We start from the raw sequence: 22,302 nt of genomic DNA, 5'->3' as shown, positions 1-22,302 counted from the left end.
ACTTATGAAGATAGGAATGATACTTGAATGCCAGCCCGCAGGTCCTGATGCTGCTGTATATCCATACATTGCCAAAAAATTGTGTGAGGATTTGGAAATTGAAAAGCCGGAAACACTGGTAAATAAACAAAGGTTAATGAACGAGGCACCCGAAGTGGCACAAACATTATTACAAAATGGATGTGATATTGTTTTTATTATTTGGGATAAAAAACCTCGTTGGGGTGAAGGTGGAAATTGCGAAACAGACACTGCTGCTTTAACAACTGCATTAACTCAATTAGGTATTAATATGACGCAAATTCGTTTGTGTTGTATTGATGAAATGATGGAAAGCTGGATGATTGCTGATAGCAGAGGTTTTATGAATTGGATAAGAAGCAAGACTAATCACGCTTTACAAAATATTGGAGATCATGCTACACCTGCCGAACAAACAGACCCCAAAAACAGAATAAAAAGATATTTAAGAGACCATTTCAACAAAATAAAGTACAACGACTACGACCATAATCTGCAAATAGTTAAGGCGTTTCCTGATTTCAATAGAACTGCTGCCAATAATTCTTCATTCAAATATTTCAAAGATAGTATTGAAGAAATCTGCCCTTAATGTTTTAGCAGTTTGCTTGCCCTCAATTATTGCTTGCTTAAATATATCTTATCACTCAGTTTAAGTAATTCATTGTATAAAGTCCATTATTAAAGTTTTTAGTTATTATGGAAGCCAAAAATGCACCTCAATTCTTTACCCAAGAAGATTTCACTCAATTAGCAAAGTTTGCTAAACAGCCAAAAGAAAAAGACAATTCTGAACACCAACAAACTTATGATTATTTAAAAGAAACATACAATAAAGTAAAGTATTGGGCTGAGCAAACACAACATGAAATTTTCCCTAATGGTATCATTAATATATTACTAAAGCCTACCAACCAAGCAAATAGATTTGAAGACTATCAATGGGGAAAAATATATCACGATTCAGATAGTGAAGAGGAAGGCATACTTGCTTACACAGTGGGTATTCACAGGAACAACTTCGTCATCAAAATTGATACTGTAGGTTTAAAGGAAGCAGATAAAAAGAGGCAACAATACTATGAAAGAAGAGGCGATGAAAATAATTCCGACATTGTAAAGATTGTGCCTTCTCAACAAGTACTTGATAAAAGCTGGAAATACCTCATCGATTTAAGTGCCGCCTTCATCACCAGTTTACAACCTGCATATAAAGAGTTGTATAATTTACTTGTAGAAAACGCAAACTTACCGGAGCGAAGGGAGCAAAAAACAATTAAAGAAAACAACATGCCTTTGAACTGCATTTTTTATGGACCGCCAGGCACAGGAAAAACATACCACACTATAGATCGAGCTATTGAAATTGCTGATCAGGCATTTTATGATGAAAACAAGCATGAGAGAGAAAAGCTTAAACAACGATTTAATGAGCTATTAATAAAAGATTTTGAGAAAACAGATGGGCAGATTGCATTTTGCACTTTTCATCAAAGCATGAGTTATGAAGATTTTATAGAAGGCATCAAACCTGTAAAGCCAGAACAATCCGGATCTGTTTATTATGAAGTATTAGATGGCATTTTTAAGAAAATATGTTTGGAAGCAAATCGCTCTATTCAATATTCTGTTACCATTGATAATGTTCAGAATAGCCTTACAAGAGAATTATTTGAAGACTATTATTATAATTTTTCTGAAACGTTGCCAGAGCATACCGAATCGTCTTCCCCTGTAGTATTAAAAACAAAAGAAAATTACTCATTTGAACTTTTTAGAAATACTGCTGATTCAATCGTTGTTAAGGCGGGAGATAAAAAGACCAATTTAAGCGTATCATGTAGTGAATTAGCAGCAGTGCTATTTCAAAATAAAAAACCAACATACAAATCTTACGAAGAAATGATTCTCCATAAAATACTAGAGAATAAAGGCTTTCAAAAATCGGAAGTAGATAATCGGAAGAAAAATTATGTACTGATTATTGATGAAATAAACAGAGGCAATATTGCCCAGATTTTTGGTGAGTTAATAACACTAATAGAGGAAGATAAAAGAGGAGGACAAAAGGAGGAATTAGAAGTTGTGTTGCCTTATAGTAAAAAGCCATTTAAAGTACCCTCTAATTTATTTATTATAGGTACTATGAATACGGCAGATAGAAGTGTGGAAGCATTGGATACAGCTTTAAGAAGAAGATTTGTATTTGAAGCAATGGAGCCAAAACCAGAATTGCTTGATACTAAACATTTGTTATGGTGGTTTTTATGGAAGTATAAAGATGATGATTGGAAAGATTTGATGTTTCAGGAAAGAGAAAGGGAATTTTACAACTTCTTTGGTGTTGATGAGGGGCATAAAGAAGCAATAGAAAGAGCATGGTACAAAATGGAAGAGGAAGATATGAACCTTCAACAGATAGCTTTATTAGATGAGTTCACTTTTACTGGTGTTAATTTATTTAAGATGTTGAGTGTAATAAACAGCCGGCTTCAGGTTCTGTTAAGTAAAGATCATACTATCGGACATGCCTGGCTGATGAATGTATATAGCTTAAGCGATCTGCAGCATGCTTTTAAAAACAAGATACTACCACTCTTACAGGAGTATTTCTATAACAATTATGCAAAGATTGGACTGGTATTAGGACAAAGTTTTGTTGAGCAAGTACAAGTAAATAAAAGCCTGTTTGCTAAGTTTACCGATAGCGAAGAAACCGCCAACGATTACGAAGGCAAAACTATCTACACTTTGGTTGATCCATTTGCATTAGAAGCAGCAGCCTTTAAATCCATTTATGAATAATGCCATCCAAAAACATCATACGGGTTTCGGAGTTTGAAAAGCTGTATTATGATAATGCAAAACCTTTTAAACAAAAGCACTGGGCGGCACTGTGCAATTATCTGGAGAACGTAAATAAAAAGGAAGAAAACAGGATAGAGTATTTCCGCATTCTTAAAAACGGCATCCAGTTTACCAACTATGTAGGTGTAATACAGGCAGGTAATCTTACCGTAGAAATATTGCCCAAGGTAGATAAAGGTAACACCACCGCTGCCAATAAAAGTATTGAACAGTTAGAAGAGAAAATATCCAGGGAAAAGCAGCAATGGCATCATGTACTGCTGCAAATGCTTAAAGAATGCAGGCTTCTGAAAGTAAATCATGTTGACTATGCTAATCTTAATCTGCGTAGCAATTCCATACTGGATATTTACATAGAATTGTTTTTAGAAGAAGCCGAGCGGCTGCTACATGAAGGCTTGCTAAAAAAGTATCAAAAGAAAGAGGGCAATCAAACTGCTTTGAAAGGGCAATTACAATTCTCCAAGCAAATAGCTTACAACAGTACACACGGAGAACGCTTCTATATCCGCTATACCGAATACAACCGCAACAATATTTACAACCAGCTTATCTATAAAACGGTACAACTCATTCCAACCATCAGCAACAACACTTACCTGCTGGATAAAGTAAGCAGGTTGCTGTTAGACTTTCCCGAAGTAACGAACTGTATGGTCAATACCGATACGTTTTACCATCTTCAATTTGACAGAAAAACAGAACGTTACAAAGAAGCCCTGCTCATCAGCAAAATGTTGTTGCTCAATTATCGTCCGGATATTACCGGCGGCACCGAAAATGTGATTGCCATATTATTTGATATGAATAAGCTGTGGGAAGAGTTTGTGTACAGGCGATTGAAGAAAGAAGAAGCTACTACCAATATAACTGTACATCGCCAGCAATCATCTAATTTCTGGAAACCGGATAACAGCAATTACAGCAAAAAAATAAGACCGGATATTGTTTTGAAACATAAAGAAGGCGGAGCAGAACAAATAATTGTAGTTGATACCAAGTGGAAGATATTACAAGACCTTACCTCTTCGGATGAAGATTTAAAACAGATGTTTGTATATAATCTTTTTTGGAAGTGTGATAGAAGTATATTGCTTTATCCTGCGTTAAAGGAAGAATTTGCCAGTGGTAAATATTATGATTATAATAAACTTGAAGCGTTTGGAAGTTTATGTTCTGCCCTAACGATTAGTATTTTAGACAAAAGTGAATTGGATAAGGAGTTTGGGAAAAAAATTATAAATAAAATTAAAATGAAGTAATATGGATTTTATTTTCCTCGTTCTTTTCCGTTCTTTCATCTGTTAGCATAGCGCACCTGGAAGACTAAGGTAAAGACGGGGCTCAGACCTTTTATCGGCCACATATCTTAATCGGAAGACCCTTATACTCCCAACAATCTTCCCAACTTCGCTAATCTACCCCAAACTTTACTACTTTGTTCCGAAATACCACAATTGGCCAGCAAGCATATACTACTTAAACCAGCCCCTTTCTACATAGCCTTTCCCTTTTCCATAAACTTTTATTCCTGATTTTGGTAGTAGAAGCATTTATACGGAGCGTCTATTGCAGCAAAATAGAATAAAGGAAGGATATGTTTACAAAGGCTCTCGCACTCCTTCTTAGGATGATCGCTGCCATAGAAGAAGGCACAGTGAAGTACCATATACGGCGAAATAACTACCCGCAATAGCAAGCCCAAGCCTGCTGCCGGTGTCCCTATCACCTCTAAGGAAAGCAGAAAAGCGGTAACTGCTGCCGAAGATGGCAGCTATGGCCCCTACATGGGCAAAGTAGGCAACTGCCGGCTATCAGGGATGCCACACCGGATATTGTTGTAACAACAAATTCAACTCCTGTTCGGTAATGGGCAGTATGCTGCAATGTTTGGAGCCGCGCGGCGCACTCACCGGCACTTTTGTAAAATGCATAAAGTCGCTCGTTTCCCATGCCATGAAATTGTTGAAAAAAGGATCGGCATAAATGAGCCATTGATTTTCGTTTATCAGTTTAACAATTTCGGGTCCTTCTATAGGTTTTACCATGTTGGGTAATGGCTCGGCACCACTGCCCTTTTTACCAAAAGCAAAACCTTCTTTCTTAGGATTCAAAGCAGGCGATATCATCATGCCAATGCCCATATTGTCTTGTAAACTGCCGGGCTTGTGAAAAGCATAATATAAATCCTTGTGCTTAGTAATGGTAAGGTCAATATCATCTATTCCCAAGTCGTAATAAACAGCAGATTTTTCAGGTGTAATATTTTTCCAGTCTTTCGTAGTGATATAATGAATAGCATTGTAACCATTGTGCAGCGATGCCCAGAAAACATAGAACAATTCTTCTTCTTCCACAAACACAAATTCCGGTGCCCATGCCCGCTTTTTATCATCGTTCACCACTTGTATTGGTCCACCTTCCCAGTGAATTAAATCGTTGGATTGCCAGTGAAAAATATCCGTATGATCCCAGCCATGCGTATGCACCAGGTGAAAAGTGTCTTTCACTCTCGCAATGTATGGATCGCGCAAGTCCACCTTTGCATCCAGTACGAATTTGCGGTTATTTAATGCCGTCCAGTCCTGCGCATTGCGGCTGTAAGCATAGTATAACTTTTGATCGTTTTCCATAAAAAACGCCATCAGGTAGGCAGTGTAAACAGGTTCTTTTTTAGTGGCATTTTTAGCTAATGCCACGGCGATGTTTGGGATAACAGCCGGTGATACAATACTGAGCGATAAAGCTTTTAAGCTCTCTCTGCGATTCATCATGGGCAAGCCGTTTTAGAGTGGCTAAAGATATAATACAATTTTTTTGCGGGTGCAGGTACAGTGGTGTTTGAAGGTATGATTTCATACATATAGTTCTTGTCTAACTTTTTTCTTCACGCTTTGCGTGACAGGCATTGAAAGAAAAAAGTAACAAACCTGCCTGTCGGCAGACAGGAAAGTTCAAGGACAACCCGATCGCTCCGCGCGTTTATCTTCGATGAGACCTCGTGTTGTCCGGGCCTTCGCCGCCACTTACTCTAAGATGGATTATAGTTGTTGGAGTGTTTGTTTTAGCTAATAAAATTGTCTGGCGGTATTTGCTGAATGATGGCACTGCTGATAGGTGTAAATCAGCAGCATCCCAATCATTTCTTCGCCACTTCTTCTTTTCGCATTTTTAGTTTATTGATGGCAAACTGGCCAATACCGGTGCCTTCTTCAAAGCCATTGGTGATAGCCGGCATATAATGAATACCGCCATAAAAACGGCTGATGGCAGCCTCATGGGCCGCATCGTTGAAGGACCGGAATGTGCGTGGCGGCAATCCAAACTCCAGCTCTGTAGAATCAACAAAAGAGAAATGATCGCCAAATAATTTGGTAAGTACCACTGCCGCAGCAGACGATACTACACTATGACCGCTGGTGTACTCCGGAAAAGGCGGTGTTTGCAATAGCGGCGTCCAATCCGGATCTATGTATTGATTGATATAGGTTTCGGGACGAATGGACTGGCTGCGATATTTTTCATCCCAGCAACTAATAAAGCAATCTGCTAATGTAACCGCGAGGCAGGCATACGCTTCCGCAGAACGTACTAAGTCAGCATTTTCTTTTTTACAGGTTATCCGCGTAATGTTTATCCAATGCCCGTTGGGCGAAATCTTTTTGGTAGCATACATTACATGCCCTCTTACATTCATTTTAAAAGGATTGCAGTCCCAAAATTGCGCAATGGCACTTTGCTCATCTGTAATATTCGAAACTGCATTGCGTACCGCTAGGGCTTCTTTATAAAACTGGCTGCTGCTATCAAAACCAAAAGAAGTAGCTGGTTTAGGTTTAAACTGTTGTGCCGAATCCATGAGGAAAGTGCGCATCTTATTCCAGTTAGGCTCAATGGCTTTGATGTAAGCCGGAGGTGTGGGTTTCCATGCACCGGGATCATCATCGCGCACGGCATATTTTGCCATTGCACGCGTTTCTTTATACTTGTCTTTGGCAGCCCAATCCAAAATATGCGCTGCCACTTTTTTGCCATATTCCACCGAATTGTTGAACACTTCATCGGGCATGCCAGCATCCTTAAATTCTTTAGTTAATTCATCCAGAAAAGCATTGATTCTTCCTTCGGAAATCACCAGGCTTTTGCCTACTGTAAGAATAGCATATGCAGAAGCTAATGTAAAGCTGTATTGCTTGTTCTTATCAGGCTTGGGCGCCGGCGTTAAACCCTGCAATTGCCCTGCAAAAGATACATATTTTGGGTCTGCATTTATGGCCGCTTCGTAGCCGGCAACAGTGATGTAAGCATACGTGCGGCTGGCAACCGGCGGTGAATAAATATCGTACACCATTATATCGGTTACTTTTTTAATGGCACGATGAATATAGTCGGCATTCTCAGTTTTAGCCTTCCAGTTTTTTGCTCCTTCCCTGCTGTAAGCGAAAGTGCAAACTGTCATTAAAATAATACAAAGCACATACCTCATAACACTTCTCTTTTTACACCTTTATAATTAGTAATGGTTATTGTAGCTATGTTCTTATCTACTGGAATGATGCGCGAAGACTGCGATAAATACGTGGAGCCGTAGTAAAATTCCATCTTTCTTTTACCACCATTTTTTAAAGTGATTTCAGCAAAAGCATCATCGGGTTTTAGGGTTACCCATCTGAGATTTTCATCGTCCAATGCATCATTATGCTTAAATACTACAAGACTATCCGCATTTTGCGTAGCCACAATAATATCTTCCTTTTTGGCGGTATGGATAACGGCTAATCCTTTTGCATCGCCGTTTACAAAAAAGCCACTTTGTGCTACCGTCATGGGAGTAAAATTTCCTTTGCTATCACCTTTCATGCACAAGCCCATTAATGCATCGTGCCTGCCACTGTATGGGTCCATGCTGTAGTCGTTGCCCACCATCAACACATCCAGGTTGCCATCGCCATCTATATCGCGGCTTATCATGCCATACACCGGTGCTTCCTGTGCAGCAAGCGGTAACGGTTTTATTTTAAATTGTCCATTGCCCAAATTTTCAATATAACTTGTAGCCATATCATTTGCCTGCATCATGATGGCGCCTTCGCGGTCGGGCTTTGCCCACAAATCGTCCATCGTTGCTAATCCATACGATTTAAAAGTCGGATATTTTTTACGGATGGAAACCATTTGCGCAACAAGGTCATCTTTTGTTGACATGGGGAAGGCTTTCATGGTGCCATCCACCGCTTTCATATAGCAAAATACCATTGGATCGAGCGAGCCATTTTTGTCTAAATCCTTTGCAAGAATAGTCATTGGTTCATCAGGCGTTGCCTTATAGTTGGTATTCAACCCAAGATTACCGGCTATGTAATCTATGTCGCCATCGTTGTCAAAGTCGCCGGCTGCAAGGCTGTTCCACCAGCCAAAATGGTCGAGAATGCCGGTAGAAGTGGATACATCGGCAAAAGAACTGCCGGTGTTCTTTAAAAAAGTAATGGGCATCCACTCGCCGGTCAATACCAGATCTACTTTTCCATCATTATCAAAATCGCTCCACAAGGCATCGGTTATCATACCGGAATGTTGCAGTTGCGGGCAGTATTGAGCCGTTATATTGGTAAACTTTCCGCCGTCGTTGCGCCAGATAAAACTTTGCGGCGTGCCCGGGTAAGCACCGGATACCACCCGGCCGCCTACAAACAAGTCAAGGTCGCCATCTCCATCAAAATCGGCGGCGCGTACGCAAGAGCCATTTACCCGTTCCGATGGCAGTGCATCGGTACTTTTGCTAAATATGCCTTTGCCGTCATTAATATACAACCGGTCCTGACTAATGGGGTCGTTTGGTGGTATTTCGTAGCTGCCGCTTACGAGGTATAGGTCGAGGTCGCCATCGTTGTCTGCATCAAAAAACAGCACGCCCATATCTTCGTACAAAGGATCATCTTTTTGTGTAAAGCGTGAAGAATCAAGGGTGAATTTGCCAGCCGCATTTTGCATAAAAAATACGCCCGGCGTACCGGAGGTGCCGCCAATGTAAAAATCATCAAACCCATTGCCATCAATATCGCCAACGGCAATGCCCGGCCCGTACTGACTTAATTTGTGCGGCAAGGTTGCCTGTATATTGTAATCTACAAAATCTCTTTCTTTAGGTTTAAACTGAATGCCATAGCTTGCTGCAGCATTAATAAACAAAGGTGTTGGTGCGTGTTCAACAATGCCATTACCAGCATCTTTGTAAGAGAGGGTAATGGTTTGGCCGGTATTAATATTGGTAAGCAATTGCTCTTTGCCATCCGGCCATTGCACGCGCAGAGAATCTATGCGGGTAACGGTACCTAAACCAAAATGGGCCCGCGGATCATCGGTAGATAAATAACCGCGCGTAGGGTGATGCTCATATACCTGCTGCAAACCTTTGCCGTAATACATACGCACGGTGGCACCAATGCCAGCCGTGTTTTTACCTTCCCCTTTAAAGGCTACGGTAAGAATGTGGGCTGCATTTTTTTGTCCCGCACCATTTAACGTATTTTCGTACACAAACGCATTGCCGTTGATGTTGTTAATCACTACATCCAAATCGCCGTCATTATCCAAATCGGCATAAGCCGCACCATTGGAGAACGAAGGCAAATCCAGCCCCCAGTCTTTGGAAGTATTCTTAAAGGTTAAATCACCATTATTCTTAAAGGCATAATTAGGCAACTTTACAACGGGCAACGAATCGGTCATTGCTAAGGTATATAAACCGCCGCTGCCGCCCTGGCCGTTGTTATATTCCACATAATCCAGGTCTGTTACATCGCGTGGCAAGCCATTGGTAATAATCATATCGCGCAAGCCATCGTTATCAAAATCGGCTACCAGCGGGCACCAGCTCCAGTCGGTTTGATATACGCCAGCCATAAAGCCAATATCTTTAAATACGGGATGGCCGAGCGGCGTAGTTCCGCTGTTTAACTGCAACACATTGCGCACGTATTGGTGCTCATAGCCATACTTCGCACTATTGGTATAGTTGTAATATTCGTTGCCGCTCAACATGCGTTTTTTACGCAGGTTATCTTCGGGCAACATTTCGAGTGAGATGAAATCTATATAGCCATCATTGTTGATGTCCACCGCATCGGTGCCCATTGCATTCCAGCCGGTATGCTTAAAATAATCGTCCAGGCGGTCGGTAAAAGTGCCATCGTGATTATTGATAAAACAAAGGTCGTTCGATACAAAATCATTTGCCACATACACATCGGGCCAGCCATCCATATTAATGTCGGTAATGCAGGCGGCGTGTCCCCAGCCTTCTATTGTAATGCCTGCTTGTTTGGAAACGTTGGTAAAAGTGCCATCACCGTTATTGCGATATAAGCGGTCGGTATTTTTGGCGCTGCCATCTTTTACTTTCGGTCTGAATTTGATAGGCGTTTTTGGGTCGTACAATTCATTGGTTACCTGGTACATATCAAGGTCGCCATCTTTATCGTAATCAAAAAAATACGCCTGTGTGCTAAAGCCGGTATCTGCCAAGCCATAAGCCGCTGCTGATTCTTTAAATGCAGGCACGCCGTTTTTATTTACGCCCTGATTGATGTACAACAGGTTGGTGCGCAGGTTGGGATCGTTGCGAAAAGAGCAAGACACATAAATGTCCGGCAAGCCATCTGCATTAATATCTACGACTGCTACGCCGGTGCCCCATCTGCCATCGCCATTAACGCCCGCAGCATCCGTTACATCCTTAAATTGCATGGCACCTTTATTCAGGTATAATTTGTTAGAAACCATGTTGCCGGCCATGTACACATCCATCAAGCCATCGCTATTGAAATCGCCGATGCCTACACCGCCGCCGTTGTAAATATTTGCCTGGTTTAAAATATTCAGCGTATCACTTTCAGTCAATATATTTTTAAAATCAATGCCGGTTTGCGAAGAGGGCAACAGCCTGAAAAGTGTATTGCTGCTTTGTGTTTTACCGGTAAGGAAAAATAAAGAAAGCAGTAGCAACAAGCAGGAGCGCAGTATGGAATAACGTAACATGATGTTGATAGGCAGGCTTATTACCGTTTTATTTTATTAAAAGAAAAACTTGAAATGGACAAACGATTGCGCTAAGTTAATTGTGCAAGATGGCTATCCTGTTTAAATGTACAATTTTTAGCATTTTGTAAAGATGCTTTTTTTCCTGAAAAGCAGTAAAGCTACTCATTCATTTAGCTTTTGCAAAAAGGTATTTCGATAGCTCAGCGGGCTTAACTGCATACGTGTTTTGAAGGTTTTATGAAAATTGGAAATATCGTTAAAGCCGCTATCAAAGCCAATTTGTGAAATGGAATGACTGGTGTGAATAAGTTGCTGTGCAGCGTAGTCAATGCGATAATCCGTTACCGCTTCCATGAATGTTTTGCGGGTAAGTTTTTTAAAGTATTTGCAAAACGATTGCGGCGCCATATTCACCGCCGAAGCAGCCGCCGTAAGCGATATATCACTTTTAAAATGCTCTACAATATACGCCATGGCAATGTGGATTCTTTGCTGTTCCGCCGGCGAAAGCGCGGTTTGGTTGTGTTGTTTTTCAAGTAATTGATACTTTTTGGTAATGGATAATTCATGCAGCAAATCGAGCAGGAGAATAGTTTTTCTACAGCTATTTTTCTCCCCATACAACTGCTGCATTTTCTTTTTGTACAGCGCTGCATTGCCGGTAAACTGTATGCCATTACTGCTTTTTTGTAATAATTGCAGTACGCCTGCCATTTCGGGCTTGCTAAAGAAATCAGTGCCCAAAAACTCTTTTTTAAACTGCACCACAATAGAGCTGGAGTTTTCCTGCTCCATTGTTTGCTCCGTTTTCCAGCAGTGTGGCAGGTTAGCGCCCAGTAATACAAAATCGCCGGGATAAAAATCATTCATATTGGCGCCTACGTACCGCTTACCGCTCCCCGATAATATAAAGGTCAGCTCGTATTCGGGGTGAAAATGATACGGTGCCGAAAAGCTTTTTTCCTCAAACTTTCTCACTAAAAAAGAATGCAGCTTAAATGCGCTTAACGATTCGAAAGCGGGCTTCATATATAGAATATATTGTTGTGATTGCAGGGCAAGATATATCTTTTGGATAATATTTGCCATAAAATTGCCAAAAGCTGCATTGTTTTAGCGCTATTCATGTGTTTAGTTTGCTTTGCCATAAAAGCTACACATATGCTTACCGATTGCTTGCCATCCTTAGATGATTTCATTACTATTGCTCCACAACAAGTAGAAGACTTCAGGCGAAAAGGACACACCTTGATAAAAGGTGTGTTACGCCCTGAAGAAGTGCCGCCTTACCGCAATGCCATTAACGAAGCGGCTTACAAATACAATACAGAAAAAAGAGCACTGGAAGAGCGTGATACATATGGCAAAGCCTTTCTGCAAATTATGAATTTGTGGGAGGTAGACAAAAATGTAAGAAAGTTTACGCTGGCTAAGCGTTTTGCCAAAATAGCTGCTGATTTATTAGGTGTAGAAAACGTACGCATCTATCACGATCAGGCCTTATATAAAGAGCCGGGTGGCGGCTTTACGCCCTGGCATCAGGACCAGTATTACTGGCCATTAAGCACTACCAATACGATAACGATGTGGATGCCCCTGATAGATATAGAAGAAGATATGGGTATGCTCACGTTTGCTTCCAACTCACAAAATGCAGGTTTTGTGGAGAACATTGAGATCAGTGACGATTCGGAAGCTGTGCTGGAGAAATTTGTAAAAGACAAAGGCTTTCCAATAACCCGCGCTAAAACAATGAATGCGGGTGATGCAACCTTTCACTATGGCTGGACCCTGCATAATGCGCCGGGTAATCAATCGAAAGATATTACCAGGGAAGTGATGACCATTATTTATTTTGCTGATGGTGCCCAGGTAACGGAGCCCAAAAATAAACACCAGGAAAATGACCGGCAGGTATGGCTGGGCGGTTTACAAGCCGGTGAGAAAGCTGCATCGGTGCACAACCCGCTGGTGTTATAATTAAAATGCCGGCAGGATGTGGAAATCTGTAAGCATTTGGAAACGTTTCTAACCTATTTCATGAAAAATAAAACGATTGCTTGCCTGTTTTTTCTCCTTTTTTCTTCTATAAACAACATATTACTTGCACAAGACTCCACCCTCCGCTGGTCGCAGCAGAAAGCGTGGAATTGGTATAATAGTCAGCCCTGGTATTGCGGGTTCAATTACATTCCGGCATATGCTATCAATTACACGGCGATGTGGGATAAAACCAGCTTCGACCCGGTAGCGATTGGTAAGGAACTAACACTGGCGCAGGCAGACGGCATGAATGTATTGCGGGCTGTGCTGCAATACGCCGTGTATGCCGATGATCCGGCGTATTTTTTAAAAACGCTCGATACCTTTATGGGTATTTGCGCCAAACACAAGATTAAGTTTGTACCTGCCCTCTTTGATGATTGCGTTTTTGGCATCAACTCCGATCCCAAAATTGGCAAGCAGCCGGAACCGCTGAAAGGCTGGTATGCGTGGGCATGGTCGCCCAGTCCGGGGCACAGCATGGTGGTGGATAGCACTACTTATCCAAAGCTGGAACACTATGTAACCGCAGTTATTAGCCGGTTTAAAAATGATGATAGAATACTGCTGTGGGATTTGTATAATGAGCCTACCAACGGCGGTTTGGGCACTACTACTTTGCCATTGCTTAAAAGAGTAATTGCAGCGGCAAGAAAGGTCCATCCGTCGCAGCCTTTAACGGTGGATGTGTGGAATAATAACAAGCGGTTAAATGATATTGCGCTGGCAGCGTCGGATATAATTACTTTTCATAATTATGGCAATAAGAATGATTTGGTTAAGATGATTAATGATTTAAAGCAATACAATCGCCCGCTTATCTGCACCGAGTGGATGAACCGCCCTAATCGTTCTGTGATTGCCGATAATCTTCCCATTTTTTATAATGAAAAAGTAGGTTGTATGCTTTGGGGACTGGTAAATGGAAAAACACAAACGGATTTACCCTGGGGGCATCGCCCAGGCGACCCACCACCTGCTGTATGGCAGCACGACTTATACAAGCCTGATTTTACACCTTACCGACAGCCGGAGATTGACAGCATCAGGCTGTACACGCTGGAGAAGGTAAAATAGGTGTTGAAAATGCAATGCGAAGAGTAATGACAATAAGTGTTCGAAACATGAATTTTATATTTGAAAGTAGAATAATATCGTCACTGCGGGTTTACGAAGCAGTCTATGCTTAGCTGTAAATCAAAGCCTGATGGCTCATCTTGATTTTTCTACAACTCACAGATTGCTTCACTCCGTTCGCAATGACGAGCTGAAAACCTTAATATCCCAGGTTTTGAACACTTATGGTGTAATGACTTCGCATTTTTTATGTTATGCCGGAATAATACAAATTTTAGATAAGTTATTCGCAGTAAGCCTCAAACTGTAAACAGGAGGCTTAGAAATCTGGCTAAACGCATATCATGCCATTTCATTAAATGCTGTAAAACCTCATAATTAATTATCCGTCTTTTTACAGCTTTTCCTTCCTGCTGCGAATGCGTGCAACGTTATAGCTACCCTGCTTTGCACGCGATAAGTGCCGATTGCTCCTTACTCCTTCAGATAAGAAAAATATTTTTTATCCCTAAAGCCTCCAGGTACAGGCGTAAAACGGTGCATTATACTGCTGAATAATTTAAAATCGCTTACAATTTACAGTGCAATATTAAATAGGGCTGAAAAGCGTTTAAATGAGCCTTATAATTAAGCTGTGCCTGTATTTTAAAGAGAACAGGTGCTTATTTTTACATCAGTTATTCAAGCAATAAGGATTACAAGTTTTATGGTGTTTTTCATAGGTTAGCAACGGCCGCTGTTTTTACAGTGGCTTTTTTATTTCCATGCAATTATGATGTTGACTGACGAAGAAAGACTCAGGATGTCTCCTGATGTTTTGCTGATGATGAGGATGTAATTAATTGCTGTGCTCCACCATGTATTAACTTCTTTTATCCGTGGTTAAAAAACGTACCTGATATAAGCTACAAGCAGGAAACTTAGGAATTTGAGCTAAACGTATATCCTTATACTTAATTGAATATGGTATTATAGCCAAAAAAGAAAAAACACCACGCAGGTGTTTTTTCCAAATTTTTTTAATATAAATACGAAACTACACAACATTAAAACCAGCCACCGGCAATATTTCTGAACGGCCAGGGAATAGATAACAGTATAATAAGGAGCGCAATAACATAAAACACTACTGTACGGTTGTGTTTAGCTTTGTCACTAATGGCTTTTTTGCCTTGTGCTTTACCAATATGTAGCAGTATAATAGCTATCAGCATACCAGCCATGTGCTCTACACCATAAAAGCGGGTAACCGGGTCTTTCATAGCATTGCCCATACCACCCGCAGCTACAATCAGGTTATAACCTTTGGGTCCCCAATACCACAGTGCCAGCCCCACCAGCAGCATAATATCCGCTACAATGGTAAGCAGCAAGCCGGTTCGTGCATCGCTTTTTATGTAAGGTCGTCTGCCTGCAATCAGACTGTTGAAAATGGCAATTACTAATAACAGCAGCAATAGCCATCTTCCTATGCTATGCACGTGCAGCAAAATGCTATACAAGTCTCCGTTCATTCGTTTTTGGTTTTTGTTTAAGTCAAAGCTACACCGACACCGTATATTTTTGCAGTATGAAGAGATATTTTTTTTATGCTATACTATTATTCTGCACTGTTGTAGGTTGTAAAAACGATAGCAACACTACTACTGGCGATGCTTCTGGAGATAATAAAAAAGAAAAAACATTGCCACCCGAAGTGCTGGCTCTGCAACAGCAGGTAGCGCAACACCCTGATAGTGTAGGAATAAGACTGCAGTTAGCCATTGCATTAGATAGCATAGATGCGTATGCTCCGGCATTAAAGCAAATGGATACGCTTATTAAAAAAGACAGCGGCAACTACGGTTTGTGGTACACCAAGGCACAGATAGAAGAAGATGCAAAAGATACCGCCAATGCCATTACCAGTTATACTAATGCCATTAAAGTATATCCCTCTGCCGATGCAATGCTAAGCCTGGCTAATATTTATGCCGAACAAAAAAATCCACGTAGCCTGCTTATATGCAACCAGGTACGCCAGCTTGGTTTAGGTCGTAGCTATGATGCGGCATGTGCCTTTATTGCCGGCGTTTATAATGCCCGCACTGGACAGAAAGAGTTGGCATTAAACCTCTTTGACCAATGTATTCAAAACGATTATACCTATATGGAGGCATATATTGAAAAAGGGTTAATTTATTTTGACAGTAAACAATACCGACAGGCATTGGATGTGTTTAGTCTGGCGGTAAAAGTGAACCGTTTGTATTCCGATGCCTACTATTGGATGGCGCGCTGCTACGAGATGATGAATGTAAAAGACAGTGCCGTATATTATTTTAAACAATCGCTTGCACTAGATAAAGAGTCGCCCGAAACAAGGCAGGCACTGAAAAGGTTGGGAGCAGAATAAATGGTTGAATATTGTTTAAAGTATAGGGGTTACAGGTTCACGAAAAGTTTTGAAGATACAGCTCATTCCCACTTTTAACCTTTGACCTTTCACCAACTTACAACATTCACAATTCACCATTGACAATTCACCACTCACCAATCACAACATTCACCATAGCTCGCCGGTATGTTTTACTTTTGAAACGATTTTGTTTTGTTCAATATTAAACTTTAAACATTCCACATTAAACATTGCATACAATGCCCATTATTGCGCCTTCCTTTTTAGCATCCGATTTCTTGCATCTTGCCGGGCAGTGCGAGCTTATTAATAACAGCGTGGCTGAATGGGTACACCTTGATGTAATGGACGGGCGTTTTGTGCCCAACATCAGTTTTGGCGTGCCGGTAATAAAACCCGTTTGCAAAGCAACCCCCGGCAAATATCACGATGTACACCTGATGATCGAAGAACCGGAAAAGTATGTGGAAGATTTCAAGAGTGCGGGTGCCAACAGTATTACGGTACATTATGAAGCCTGCCGGCATTTGCACCGCAATATCGAGCAGATAAAAAAGTTGGGTATTCATGCGGGCGTTGCGCTTAACCCGCATACGCCGGTGGAACTGTTGCAGGATGTATTACCATACCTGGATTTGGTGCTGGTGATGAGCGTGAACCCGGGCTTTGGCGGGCAGCAGTTTATTGAGCACAGCATTGAAAAAATAAAAAGGTTGCGCCGGATGATTGATGAAAAGGCTTATACCGCGCTGATAGAAGTGGATGGTGGTATTACACTGGACAACGCAGCCGCTGTAGTAAATGCCGGTGCCGATGTACTGGTTGCCGGTAGCAGTATTTTTGGAGCTGACGATATTGTGGCTACCATCGGGCAATTTAAGGCAGTATAGCCTTTATTTGTTTATTAAATATATTATTAGAATTATATTTGACTGATTGTGTTCACAAATTCCGCACTATTTGTCCCAATTCATTTGAAGAGGCTGCCGCTGATTACAAGTAAATATAAATGTGCATTGGCGGTTTCACCTCTGAAGAGGCGGAACGACGACTTTAATTATCATCATTTACTTGTTACATTGTCTATTAAATATATTTTAACCCTCCCGCTACCATTTCAGATGGTAAGACCGGGTGGGGATACGCACCGAATACTTAAGCTATTTAGTTGACAATGTACTTATTAATTATTGATTAAAGAAAAATTCAGTGTTTTCAAAAGATAGCTTTTGTAAAAATGCCGTTACTTTTACCCCTTAACTTTAAGCTATGTTGTATTCAATGACCGGTTATGGTCGTGCAGAACAGGTTATAAACGATAAAACATTTTTAGTAGAAATAAGAAGCCTTAATGGTAAACAGTTTGACATCAGATTAAATCTTCCAACACTTCTAAAACCTTACGAGTTTGAGGTACGCAACATACTCAGCGAAGGGCTCATCCGAGGTAGCATAGAATGTAGTATTCTGCTTAAGCAAAATGGCTCGGCCAAGCCGGTGACTATCAATACAGAACTGGCCAAGTCGTATTACGAGCCAGTGGCGCAATTAGCTGCCGATCTGAACATGAACACCGACAATTTATTAAGTGTTTTGCTAAAATTGCCCGATGTGGTAACGCCCAGCACCGATGTGCTAAGCCCCGAAGAATGGCAGGCATTTCAGGTATTGATAAAAGAAGCGATAAAAGAGCTGAACATTCATCGCAAAGAAGAAGGCAAATCGCTGGAAGCCGATTTGCTGGAACGTATCAAAAATATACAATCGTACGAGCAGCAGATTGCTGCTATGGAGCCAGAGCGCCGCAAGAAAATAAAGGACGGGCTGGTAAGAGTGCTGGAAGAAAATTTGGGAAAAGACAATTACGATCCTAACCGCCTGGAGCAGGAATTAATTTATTATATTGAAAAAATAGACATCAGCGAAGAACAAGTACGCCTAAAAAACCATTGCGACTATTTCAGGCAGATACTAAAAGAGCCGGAGATAAGTAAAGGCAAGAAGCTATCGTTTATACTGCAGGAAATTGGCCGCGAGATAAATACTACCGGCTCCAAGGCATATCATGCACAGGTGCAAAAATGCGTAGTGCTGATGAAAGATGAACTGGAAAAAGCAAAGGAACAGATACTGAATGCATTGTAATACGGCTATGTACTTTTATAAAAAAGAAACATTGAAAATTTATTTCATCATTATACTATTAGCAGCATTTGTTGCCGGTTGCCAGCAGCTTGATGTGTACGAAAAAACAATACCTTTTCCAAAACACGAGTGGGCTGCCGCCGAAAAACCTACATTTAATTTTACCATTACCGATACGGCTGCGCACTACAATGTATTTATAGTATTGCGCCATGGCGACGCATACCATTTCAACAATCTTTGGATGGATATCACCACCATTCCACCCGGCGATACGGTGCAAACGGTACGAGCCAACCTAAAACTGGGCGACAACCAAAAATGGCTGGGCAATACCATTGACGATATTGTAGAGCACCGCATATTAATTAATACCAACCCACTAAAGTTCAAAGCCGGCAATTACAAATTCATGCTTCAGCAGGTAATGCGCGAAAATCCGCTGCAGTATGTTTTGAATGCAGGCATACGGGTAGAAAAAGTAACTCCATAATTAATTTACCCACAATTATACTTTATTATAAGCACTGCCGCCTTAATGTAAAAAATATCGGTAAAAAAGTACGCTTTCCCGGTGCAGCATAACTGCCTGAGTCTCTGTCTTAATAGTTTACAAAAAAAATATTTTTAACAATTTGTGTATTCAATACACAACCATGTTATTTTTACTCTTTCAAAAATCTGCTTGTTTATTATGAAACTAAACCGACTAACGAGAGTACTACTCTTATGTCCACTGCTACTGCTGTTATTGCAAACTTCAGTTTGGGCTCAAAGTAAAACAGTAACCGGTACCGTTACAGACGATAAAGGCGCAGCATTGCAAGGCGTCTCTGTACTGGTAAAAGGAACCAATATTGGAACACAAACGGATGTTTCCGGTAACTTTTCGCTAGCTGTGCCCGAAACTGCAACAACACTTACTTTTAGTTACGTGGGCTTTGTGCCACAAGACATAAATATCGAGGGCAAAAACAGCGTTAATGTGAGTTTGGTTACACAAGGTCAAACCAATCTTAATGAGGTAGTAGTAATTGGATACGGAACGGCAAGAAAGAAGGATGTAACGGGGTCGGTAGCTTCGGTAACTTCTAAAAATTTTAACCAAGGCGTTATTGCTGCTCCTGACCAGCTATTTCAGAATAAAGTAGCCGGATTGGAAGTTACAGCTAACAGCGGACAGCCTGGCGCTGCCACTACTATAAAAATCAGAGGTAACAACTCCATCCGCACTGCTAACAATCCTTTGTACGTGGTAGATGGGGTGCCTTTGGATGGCAGAACTGCTAAACCAAGCTTGGATCTAGGTACTGCCGGGCTTGGCTTTGGTACCACACCGGAGTCCAATCCTTTACTTTACATCAATCCAAATGACATTGCACAAATTGATGTATTGAAGGATGCATCTTCTGCTGCTATTTATGGCTCGCGTGGAGCTAATGGGGTAATTGTTATAACAACAAAGAAGGGAACAAGTGGTCCTACTAAATTAGAAGTTGGTACCAACTTCGGGGCATTTGCAGGATACATGAAGAAATATGATATACTCTCCGCTTCTCAATTCAGGAATGCGCTTAAGACGTATCAGCTAGACACCCTTTCTGGTAATACTAACCCTTACGATGCAGGTTCATCTGTTGATGCTTTAAAAGCTATAACAAGTAATGATCTAACACAGAATTATAGTCTGGCATTTAGCGGTGGAAATGAAACGGGTAAGTTTCGTGCCTCTTTTTTAGGTTCTAAAACAGCAGGATTTCTTAAAAAGACTTCTTTAGATAAATACCTGGCAAATTTGGGTGGCACATATAAGTTTCTGGATAAACGTTTAACGCTTGACTTTAACTTAATAGCTGGCCATACAACAGAAAATATGAGTTTGATTTCAAATACCCCGGGAGCAGGTGGTGCTTTAATATCCTGGGCATTAAACTGGAATCCAACCAGCCCGTTTTATGATGAAAACGGTCAATTCAATAATACTGTCGCAAATAACTATGCTATACCTAATCCCCTGGCTGTTATTGATGCTTATAGCGATGTCGCAGATGTAAATACTTTTTTAGGCAATGTTTCGGCATCATTAGAGTTAGCTAAAGGGTTAACCTATAAATTCTTGTATGCTGTTAACCATGGCGCCGGAACACGAAAAACAAACATTGAAGGCTGGGTGGCTGGTATTCAAGGCCTGTCAGGTTCAGGTTTTGCTGCAATATCTAATGCTGCCCTTACCTCGCAAACTTTTACACACACCTTAAATTACAATACTAACCTGACCAGCAATTTAAGATTTGATGCTGTTGCGGGGTATGAATACTGGAAAAGCAGCTACGAGAACTCAAGTTTGGCTGCTAAAGGTTTTAACACCAACTTAGTTCAGGCTACACGTACCGATGTTAAGTACACCAGCTTCATGCAAAATGCCTCCACTCAGTTTCCTTTAACATACTCCAGCGACCCTAATACAGAGATACAATCCGTATTCGGAAGGGTGAACTTTAACTTGTCGGATAAATATTATTTGACTGGTACTTTAAGGGCAGATGGTTCTAATAAATTTGGTAAAAATAACAGATATGGTTATTTTCCATCCGTTGGTGCAAAATGGAATATCAGTAATGAAGGTTTCTTAAAAGGTAGCAGTACATTTACCAACTTATCCTTGCGTGCATCATGGGGTATTACCGGCAACCAGGAGTTTCCTTCCGGTGCCTCGTTGGAACAAATTTCCTCAAGTCAATATAACAGTGTTAGTCAGACAAACGTTGCCAACCCGGATTTAAAATGGGAAAAGACAACGTCAGTTAACATTGGTTTAGACTTCGGTCTTTTCAAAAACGTATCAGGTTCTATTGATTATTATCATAAAAATACAACAGACCTGCTGTTCCAAAGTACCGCTATTCAGCCGGCTCCAGCTTCTATCTATTTCATCAACTTGCCTGCTGACTTAATTAATTCAGGCGTTGAATTTGGCATTAATGCTACACTTGCTTCACAAAAGCAGTTTACCTGGGATGCAGGCTTCAATATAGCTTACAACAAGAATATGTTGAAGCATTTCAACCAGGCACCCATACTTACCGGTACTATAAACGGTAATGGTCTCTCAGATGTATTTGCACAGCGTATAACTAATAATCAACCTGTAGATGTGTTTTATTTAAAACCATTCAGGGGATTTGACCAAAGTGGTAACCAGATAGTTGGTGATACTGCATTTTATACCGGCGACCCTAATCCGCATGTTATAGCCGGCTTTAGCAGTACTCTACGGTACAATAAATTCTCTCTTACTTTTAACCTGGGTGGTGCATTTGGATACCAGATATATAATAACACCTTAAATGGTGTTACCAATATTTATCAATTCGGAAAAGGGCAGAATGTCTCAAATTCCGTGCTTGGCACCGGTGAAGGTGTAAGCAGTGGCGCCATTGCATCGGACAGATATTTGGAAAGTGGAAATTACATCAAGCTGCGCAACGCTACCTTGAATTATGCTGTTGGGGATGTAGGAACTTACATTAAAAATTTGAATGTTTTTGTTGGCGGAACAAACTTATTTGTCATTACCAAGTACACTGGTTTTGATCCTGAAGTAAATACGGATAAAAGCAATAATAATTATCCTTCGAGAAGCATAGAGTACCTGCCGTACCCTACTCCACGTATCATCACCTTTGGTTTAAATTTTGGTTTATAAATGA

At 40.8% G+C, this 22,302-nt stretch carries 15 protein-coding genes; 10 read left to right on the top strand and 5 right to left on the bottom strand.

Annotated features, from left to right (window positions below; genetic code table 11):
- Positions 1 to 4 precede the first annotated feature (4 nt).
- The 3 genes from FC093_RS05560 (at position 5) to FC093_RS05550 (ending at position 4,151) form a co-directional block, all read left to right on the top strand.
- The gene (locus tag FC093_RS05560) at positions 5 to 613 is read left to right on the top strand and encodes a hypothetical protein (protein ID WP_137260761.1); all 609 of its coding nucleotides are present in this window, start codon (positions 5 to 7) and stop codon (positions 611 to 613) included.
- A gap of 107 nt (positions 614 to 720) precedes the next feature.
- Positions 721 to 2,826 carry an McrB family protein gene (locus tag FC093_RS05555; protein ID WP_137260760.1) on the top strand — a complete coding sequence of 702 codons (2,106 nt, stop codon included), beginning with the start codon at positions 721 to 723 and terminating at the stop codon, positions 2,824 to 2,826.
- Complete coding sequence (locus FC093_RS05550) at positions 2,826 to 4,151, top strand: McrC family protein (RefSeq protein ID WP_137260759.1); 1,326 nt, start codon at positions 2,826 to 2,828, stop codon at positions 4,149 to 4,151. Before FC093_RS05555 ends, FC093_RS05550 begins: the two co-directional genes overlap by 1 nt.
- A gap of 552 nt (positions 4,152 to 4,703) precedes the next feature.
- On the opposite strand, the gene FC093_RS05545 is transcribed toward FC093_RS05550, so the two are convergent.
- From FC093_RS05545 to FC093_RS05530, 4 genes are all read right to left on the bottom strand, one after another.
- Positions 4,704 to 5,663 (bottom strand): family 43 glycosylhydrolase, encoded by a 960-nt coding sequence (locus tag FC093_RS05545; RefSeq protein ID WP_137260758.1) that lies wholly within the window; start codon positions 5,661 to 5,663, stop codon positions 4,704 to 4,706.
- A 365-nt stretch (positions 5,664 to 6,028) separates the two neighbouring features.
- Positions 6,029 to 7,375, bottom strand: coding sequence for a vanadium-dependent haloperoxidase (locus tag FC093_RS05540; RefSeq protein ID WP_137260757.1), 1,347 nt, complete (start codon positions 7,373 to 7,375; stop codon positions 6,029 to 6,031).
- A complete protein-coding gene (locus FC093_RS05535) occupies positions 7,372 to 10,926 on the bottom strand; it encodes a VCBS repeat-containing protein (RefSeq protein ID WP_137260756.1) in 3,555 nt (1,184 codons plus the stop codon). Before FC093_RS05535 ends, FC093_RS05540 begins: the two co-directional genes overlap by 4 nt.
- Before the next feature lie 165 nt (positions 10,927 to 11,091).
- Positions 11,092 to 11,958 carry an AraC family transcriptional regulator gene (locus tag FC093_RS05530; RefSeq protein WP_170971004.1) on the bottom strand — a complete coding sequence of 289 codons (867 nt, stop codon included), beginning with the start codon at positions 11,956 to 11,958 and terminating at the stop codon, positions 11,092 to 11,094.
- 132 nt (positions 11,959 to 12,090) lie between these two features.
- Between FC093_RS05530 and FC093_RS05525 the strand changes: the two genes are divergently transcribed.
- Complete coding sequence (locus FC093_RS05525; RefSeq protein WP_137260754.1) at positions 12,091 to 12,909, top strand: phytanoyl-CoA dioxygenase family protein; 819 nt, start codon at positions 12,091 to 12,093, stop codon at positions 12,907 to 12,909.
- A gap of 60 nt (positions 12,910 to 12,969) precedes the next feature.
- Complete coding sequence (locus FC093_RS05520; RefSeq protein WP_137260753.1) at positions 12,970 to 14,049, top strand: cellulase family glycosylhydrolase; 1,080 nt, start codon at positions 12,970 to 12,972, stop codon at positions 14,047 to 14,049.
- Positions 14,050 to 15,095: 1,046 nt separating this feature from the next.
- Here the strand turns inward: FC093_RS05520 and FC093_RS05515 are convergent.
- Entirely contained in the window at positions 15,096 to 15,563 is a 468-nt protein-coding gene (locus tag FC093_RS05515; protein WP_240743206.1) for a hypothetical protein, read from the bottom strand.
- Between the two features lie 56 nt (positions 15,564 to 15,619).
- On the opposite strand from FC093_RS05515, the gene FC093_RS05510 reads away from it, so the two are divergent.
- From FC093_RS05510 to FC093_RS05490, 5 genes are all read left to right on the top strand, one after another.
- The gene (locus FC093_RS05510; RefSeq protein ID WP_137260752.1) at positions 15,620 to 16,444 is read left to right on the top strand and encodes a tetratricopeptide repeat protein; all 825 of its coding nucleotides are present in this window, start codon (positions 15,620 to 15,622) and stop codon (positions 16,442 to 16,444) included.
- A 242-nt stretch (positions 16,445 to 16,686) separates the two neighbouring features.
- Positions 16,687 to 17,337: a ribulose-phosphate 3-epimerase gene (gene rpe / locus FC093_RS05505; protein WP_137260751.1), complete on the top strand. Its 651-nt coding sequence runs from the start codon at positions 16,687 to 16,689 to the stop codon at positions 17,335 to 17,337.
- A gap of 379 nt (positions 17,338 to 17,716) precedes the next feature.
- Positions 17,717 to 18,592, top strand: a complete 876-nt coding sequence (locus FC093_RS05500) for a YicC/YloC family endoribonuclease (RefSeq protein ID WP_137260750.1) — start codon at positions 17,717 to 17,719, stop codon at positions 18,590 to 18,592.
- A gap of 31 nt (positions 18,593 to 18,623) precedes the next feature.
- Positions 18,624 to 19,085: a gliding motility lipoprotein GldH gene (locus tag FC093_RS05495; protein WP_170971003.1), complete on the top strand. Its 462-nt coding sequence runs from the start codon at positions 18,624 to 18,626 to the stop codon at positions 19,083 to 19,085.
- 201 nt (positions 19,086 to 19,286) lie between these two features.
- Positions 19,287 to 22,298, top strand: a complete 3,012-nt coding sequence (locus tag FC093_RS05490; RefSeq protein ID WP_137260748.1) for a SusC/RagA family TonB-linked outer membrane protein — start codon at positions 19,287 to 19,289, stop codon at positions 22,296 to 22,298.
- Positions 22,299 to 22,302: the final 4 nt, after the last annotated feature.

The sequence above is a fragment of the Ilyomonas limi genome, assembly GCF_005233845.1.
GTDB lineage: Bacteria > Bacteroidota > Bacteroidia > Chitinophagales > Chitinophagaceae > Ilyomonas > Ilyomonas limi.
The sequence above is the reverse complement of the archived record's forward strand: the minus strand, read 5'-3'. Positions and strand labels throughout refer to the sequence as shown.